General features: G+C 41.4%; 6 protein-coding genes and 1 tRNA gene. 1 reads left to right on the top strand and 6 read right to left on the bottom strand.

Annotation, left to right across the window (positions count from 1 at the left end):
- Positions 1-114 precede the first annotated feature (114 nt).
- From G3T18_RS03940 to dapB, 6 genes are all read right to left on the bottom strand, one after another.
- A tRNA-Phe gene (locus tag G3T18_RS03940) sits at positions 115-187 on the bottom strand.
- A gap of 138 nt (positions 188-325) precedes the next feature.
- Positions 326-1,192 (bottom strand): SDR family NAD(P)-dependent oxidoreductase, encoded by an 867-nt coding sequence (locus G3T18_RS03935; protein WP_224409224.1) that lies wholly within the window; start codon positions 1,190-1,192, stop codon positions 326-328.
- A 240-nt stretch (positions 1,193-1,432) separates the two neighbouring features.
- Positions 1,433-2,083 carry a GNAT family N-acetyltransferase gene (locus G3T18_RS03930; RefSeq protein WP_224409223.1) on the bottom strand — a complete coding sequence of 217 codons (651 nt, stop codon included), beginning with the start codon at positions 2,081-2,083 and terminating at the stop codon, positions 1,433-1,435.
- Between the two features lie 145 nt (positions 2,084-2,228).
- On the bottom strand, positions 2,229-2,744 hold the full coding sequence (locus G3T18_RS03925) for a GNAT family N-acetyltransferase (protein WP_224409222.1): 516 nt from the start codon (positions 2,742-2,744) through the stop codon (positions 2,229-2,231).
- A 307-nt stretch (positions 2,745-3,051) separates the two neighbouring features.
- Positions 3,052-3,753 carry a phosphate ABC transporter permease gene (locus G3T18_RS03920; protein ID WP_224409221.1) on the bottom strand — a complete coding sequence of 234 codons (702 nt, stop codon included), beginning with the start codon at positions 3,751-3,753 and terminating at the stop codon, positions 3,052-3,054.
- A gap of 376 nt (positions 3,754-4,129) precedes the next feature.
- Positions 4,130-4,960, bottom strand: a complete 831-nt coding sequence (gene dapB, locus G3T18_RS03915) for a 4-hydroxy-tetrahydrodipicolinate reductase (RefSeq protein WP_224409220.1) — start codon at positions 4,958-4,960, stop codon at positions 4,130-4,132.
- 219 nt (positions 4,961-5,179) lie between these two features.
- Here dapB and G3T18_RS03910 point away from each other — a divergent pair, with 219 nt between their 5' ends.
- A complete protein-coding gene (locus G3T18_RS03910) occupies positions 5,180-5,965 on the top strand; it encodes an ABC transporter ATP-binding protein (RefSeq protein ID WP_224409219.1) in 786 nt (261 codons plus the stop codon).
- The last annotated feature ends 35 nt before the right edge of the window (positions 5,966-6,000 follow it).

The raw sequence follows: 6,000 nt of genomic DNA, 5'->3' as shown, positions 1-6,000 counted from the left end.
CAATAGTCAAACGAAGGTAAATTTGGACTAAACTCAGGCGCAACTCAGGCGCAATTTACGCGCGATCGCGGCTGAAAACGCCTGTAATTAGGTTATTTAAGCATAAAAAATAGATGCCGAGACGCAGAATTGAACTGCGGACACGAGGATTTTCAGTCCTCTGCTCTACCAACTGAGCTATCCCGGCGAAGCAGTTTGGATTTTTATTTTTTTACCGCTTTCCCAATATAACAAAATTATCTAGCGTTGGCAACACTAGAGCCAAAAATTTTTTCTTTCTAAAAATAATTGAATGTCTGTCTTGGGAAAGCGACCGACACCGCGCTCATAATCTTGGCTCTATAGTAGGAACGGCAATACGCGACCAGTTCGCAGCGACGTCCTCAACCGTCGCTGCGTTTATCCCGCGCAGATTTCGAGGATAGTCCACATCCTCAGCCTCAACCTGCCGAGTAGCATGAAACTGTCCATTGCTGGCGCGAAGAATCCACCCATTAGCCTGACAGACCTCAGATACCAAATAGGCAACACCTGATGCAACCGCGGCAGGATGTAACTCGTCCGGTTCACCTTCCACACCCCACATGCGTGTCTTAGCCACTGGCGAAACAGCGTTCACCATAATGCCGTGCGGTTGTCCTTCTGAGGCAAGCACATTAACAAGCCCGACAGCAGCCATTTTCGCGGCTGCATAACAAGCAAGGCCATCCTGCACATACTGCGGATAAAGCGCACGGTCAGATGTTGTCAGCACGATGCGCCCGAACTTCGCCGCCTTCATATGCGGCCATGCTGCCTGCGTTAGCCAAAGCCCTGCCTTAGCAGCAATATTCATCATCTGGTCGAAGTCGCTTTCGGTTACGACCTCAATCTCCTGGTATGCGACCCAGCCCGCATTGTGAATAATGGCATCAAGTCGCCCAGCTTTGTCAATCGCCTCGGTAATCAACGATCGGCATTGTTCTTTCGTTTCTATGCGCCCTGTAAGAGCCGTGGCACTTAGTCCATCCGCGCTCAGGCTTTCACTTGTGCGATGGACCAGCTCCAGGTCTTCTCCTTTTCCGTCACGATCGGCTCCGATATCCTGAAGTAACACGGTGCCGCCGCGTTCGGCGATGGTTCGCGCGTAGGCCAGACCCAAACCCTGCGCTGCCCCAGTGAGCAAGACAACACGATTATCAAAATCGATCATAACGATCTTCTTCCGTGAGAGTTAAATTATGTCTGAAGCATTATTATAGACACACTTAACATGATATATAAAATATTTTATCTTATGTACCACGATATGCAAAAGATATTATAGTCATTTGTAGCGCAACAAATATAACCATCTCAAAAACAGTTAATACGACAGAAAATGTGTCAGTATGGTGAACTTTACTAAAATGATTAAATATTAAATTAATCAGGTTTAGTTAAATTTGTCAACTTATGATCGCTTTTGATATTCCATCATTAAAAGGGGAAACCCCCACAATTTAGGATGGGGCTGAAAGATACTAAACTTGGCTTTTACTAATGGCGATAAATCTCGCCAAATAACTTTGACAAAGCCTTGTCGAGCATAAAAATTTACCAGCTTTGGCTTACATACTAAATATAAAGGTTTTGGAGCCTCCCGCACAATACGCTGAATTAAACAAGTAGCTAAATTTTGTTGTCGCCATGCTGGTTTAACGTATAAATAAGCGAGTTCCGAGTTGCTTGGGTAACAGTTTAATAAAGCACAGGCTACAATTTGATTTTGACATTCAACTACCCAGTAGTTAGACCAATTAATCCAGGTTCCTAAAAAAAGAAATAAGACAAACCAAAATAAATAAAATAAATTATAAAAAATCAAGATTTTCATAATTGTCTCGATAATTTTCACGTGACTGGGAAAATTTGCAGTCAGAATGGATGCCGATCTCAAGAGTAAAACAACAAGAAAAAATCGGTAAAAAATTATTCTTAAATCTAACTCCCAAGCTTCAGTTAAGCTAAATTCCCAAATTAATTTTTGAAGCTGCCATTTGTCTTGGTGATGCGCTGGTCGTAAGTGACATTTGGAAGGTAACTCGCAAGGGTTGATAATCATTATTCTTTCTACAAAAGTGCTTGAGTAAATTACCAGATTTATCTATTTTTTTCTTGTTGATTTCTCAGTCATGCTCTCATTTTAGCAGACTAAAAAGAATGTTTGCAGATTTAAAGATAGTTAAGATAACTTCTAGTTCAGCCTTTCAAAAGTAAGACTGGGGAGAATCTTTTTCTAATCTTAATCCTAAAATAGCCAAATCTCGCTCGATCCGATCGAGTTCAGCAACTTTAGGAAAATATCCCCATTCAGTGAAACCAAATTTTTTGAATAGTTGTAAACTAGGTTGATTATGTGCAAAGATAAATGCCAAAAGAGTTTTTATGTCTAAACTGGGGCTTTTGTGAATAGCTTTTTGAAGTAATTGTTTACCAATACCTTGACGCTGAAAATCTGGGGAAATATAAATACTTAGTTCTGCTGTAGCGCGATAAGCTGGTCGTCCATAGAAAGATTGAAATGATAGCCAACCTGCAATTGTTTTCTGTTTCTCAAATACCCACAAAGGTCGCCTTTCCTGGTTATGCTGCCAAAACCATTCTAAACGACTTTCAAGTGAAATTGGTTCTGTGTCAGCCGTTGCCATGCGATCGGGAATTGCTGTATTATAGATATTGACAATTTTAGGCAAATCCGATCTAAGAGCGTTGCGAATAGTCATCGGTAAACCTATTTTTGAGTAAGAGAATACTTAAATTAGTTAGTTCCAACGATCAACCAATCAACTCATTAATAATTTCATTGAATTGCCTTTATGCTTGGCAAACTCTATGAAGAATTAAACGCTTTTCATTAATCATTTTTCTTCCCTCCCATTGAAAAATTCATTCAGTCTCCCCCCAAAAATGGTATATTACTAAATTTGTCAAGTATTTATCTTATTTTCATTTTGACTAATTCGCTGTCAATGAATTTTGTAGCTTTATTTTATCAGTTGCGTAAGTAAATTATCCGATGTTTACTACTTGCTAACGTCGGCGAGGAGTGGGATAATTAGGACGACGATCGCTTCGACGAGAATAAGGGTCGTCATAGCCGATTTGAGAGCTAAGTAAGGCAAAAATATCTCGCCTTAGTACGGGATATTCGCCTACCCAAAGGTTATTACTGGGTAAGTATGCGTCGGTTACGCGATCGATGCGACTAAGATCGGGTACATTAGAAAGGACTAATAATTCGGCGACTTGACCTGGTTTAATGGATTTATGAATGCGGCGTAGTGGTGCTTGAACGAAGGTTCTAAAGCCTGTTTCATCGCCTATTTCTAGATTAATCCGTCGCTCTAAATTCTCAACAATGACTAATTCACCTCGTTTATTAACTGTTTCTTCTTCACCGAGAGATTCTTCGCTGACAAAAACATCTAATACCCGACCCCGCAAGAAACCACTGTACTGATAGCGACGGTATTCGGCATTGCGTCTACTAGCGACGTAGATTGGCGACCAAAACCAGTATAAACCAGCAATTACTCCGAGTAAAAGGACGATCGCGCCTACTCCTTCACCAAATAAGTTTCCCAATAGCAAAACTACAACGACTCCAACGACGGAAATTAGCACTCGTCTGAGGATGTCGCGCACTTTACCCCAATAGTAAACGTATTGCGGTCCGGTGGCAATTAAAGGTACAATCTCTTCAAATTTCTCGCGGGATAGGGAAAATAGCATAATTTTTGTCCTTGGTTAGGTTTTACTTACTATAGGGTTACAATATCTTGTCTCAATATTGTAATGAACACGTTACAAAACAGAAGTCGAACGCCTACAACTACAACTACAGCGCTACGAACTAGAAAAACAATACCGAGAGAAATAAAACTGTAATCCTGTAAAATATAAATAGCGTAAACCTCAATTACAGTCTATAAATTTTCTAACCTACTAAGGGTCAAGGTAAAATGAGTGACATCACTCATCATGATTTTGTGTCACACCTGATGCTACATCTGTAACATGAAAGGTTGAATGAGTGATGATTGAGTGGAATAGCCTTGTTGAGTCAGCAGAAAAATTAAAAACCTTACCAGTAAAGGCTTACAGCAGACTATTTAAGAATCTGTTCCAAACCATAAACCAAGTTTTTGAGTTCGGTGACTTTCCGAATTGCGAGGAGAACTCCGGGCATATAACAAGCGCGATCGCTGGTATCATGGCGTAAGGTGTAAATTTGTCCTGGCGCTCCGAAAATTACTTCTTGATGAGCAATTAAACCAGGTAAACGCACGCTGTGAATGCGAATGTTCTCTGGTGCAAGTCCGCCTCTCGAACCAGCAATTTTTTCACTTTCTTCTACCGATTTAGGGTTGTAAGTTTTGCCCATTTCTGCTAGCATTTCGGCGGTTTTAATCGCTGTACCGCTTGGTGCATCGGCTTTTTGGTTATGATGCAATTCGATAATTTCCACATGGTCAAAATATTGCGAAGCTTGCAATGCAGCTTGTTGTAGCAAAACCATGCCAATCGAGAAATTAGGGATAATTAAAGCACCAGTGCTAGCTTTATCAGCAAACTCAGCCAATTCTTGAATTTGCTCAGCACTTAATCCCGTCGTTCCCACAACCGGACGGACACCATAGGCGATCGCGCTCCGCACATTATCATAGACACTATCAGGATGAGTAAAATCTACCATCACACCCTGAATTTTTTCTTGCGTCGCTAACACCAAAACACTTTCTAAATCATTGAGAATCGGTACTTCTAGCGCACCGCAACCAGCAACTTCCCCAGCATCTGCACCGATATATTTCTGGTTGCGGTCCACTGCACCCAACAAGATCGTATCTTCCGCTTCGGCAACCGCTTTGATTACCTCACGACCCATTTTACCACCAGCACCATTGACAACCACTGGAATTAGAGATTCATTCGCCATAACGCTTGTTAATATCCTTGACACTCTAGGGAATTTTACCGTGTAGTGGGGACTGGGTTCAGTGGTCAGCGAACAGCGCGATCGGTTATCAAAAATTTCCCTAAGTTAGGCGGTGCAGATTATAAGATGAGGGATGTCACTCATAAATGAGGGAAATAGCGCTACTACAAATAAACAGAAGTCTAAAAGTTTATAGAGAAAGGGATAGAAGATACAAGTATGAAAGGTGAACCCCTAATTGAACTCAAAGGAATCAGTAAAACTTTTGGTCAAAATACCATTCTCGATGAAATTGACCTGAAAATTCATCCCGGTGAAGCCCTGGTAATTATCGGTCCTTCAGGTACGGGAAAATCAACAATTCTGCGAATTGTAGCAGGTTTATTACCCCAAGATGCAGGTGAAGTCTACGTTAAAGGGGAACTTCGTCAAGGATTAATCGAAGATCGCACCGATCCTATTGGGATTGGGATGGTATTTCAGCAAGCAGCTTTATTTGATTCTTTAACTGTAGATGAAAACGTGGGTTTTTTACTTTACCAACACTCGAAATTAGCCCACCCAAAAATTCGTCAATTAGTTGAAGAAAAATTAGAAATGGTTGGCTTAAAGGGTGTTGCCGATAAATATCCCGCACAGCTTTCAGGAGGAATGCGTAAGCGAGTCAGTTTTGCTAGAGCAATTATGTCTAATCCTGATAATCCTAAAGACAATCCTGATGTAATTTTATACGACGAACCCACCGCCGGACTAGATCCGATCGCCTCTACTGTCATCGAAGATTTAGTCCGCGAGTTACAATCACAACAGGGAGTTTGCGGCACTTACGTGATGGTAAGTCACCAAGACAGTACCATTCGCCGTACCGCCGACCGAATTTTATTTTTGTACCGGGGAAAAATCCAGTGGGAGGGAAAGGTAGAGGAAATCGATACTACAGATAATCCATTAGTGCGACAATTTTTTAGTGCTAGCGTTAGCGGACCGATTAAGGTAATCGACTAAGCTAGTGATTCAGGTGACAACAACAAGCTAGGTGA

Origin of the sequence: Oscillatoria salina IIICB1 (assembly GCF_020144665.1) — a bacterium.
GTDB lineage: Bacteria > Cyanobacteriota > Cyanobacteriia > Cyanobacteriales > SIO1D9 > IIICB1.
The sequence above is the reverse complement of the archived record's forward strand: the minus strand, read 5'-3'. Positions and strand labels throughout refer to the sequence as shown.

Bases quoted from the DNA above. Each gene is read 5' to 3' on its own strand.
- G3T18_RS03935 (WP_224409224.1), bottom strand. From the start codon at position 1,192: ATGATCGATTTTGATAATCGTGTTGTCTTGCTCACTGGGGCAGCGCAG.
- G3T18_RS03930 (WP_224409223.1), bottom strand. From the start codon at position 2,083: ATGATTATCAACCCTTGCGAGTTACCTTCCAAATGTCACTTACGACCA.
- G3T18_RS03925 (WP_224409222.1), bottom strand. From the start codon at position 2,744: ATGACTATTCGCAACGCTCTTAGATCGGATTTGCCTAAAATTGTCAAT.
- G3T18_RS03920 (WP_224409221.1), bottom strand. From the start codon at position 3,753: ATGCTATTTTCCCTATCCCGCGAGAAATTTGAAGAGATTGTACCTTTA.
- dapB (WP_224409220.1), bottom strand. From the start codon at position 4,960: ATGGCGAATGAATCTCTAATTCCAGTGGTTGTCAATGGTGCTGGTGGT.
- G3T18_RS03910 (WP_224409219.1), top strand. From the start codon at position 5,180: ATGAAAGGTGAACCCCTAATTGAACTCAAAGGAATCAGTAAAACTTTT.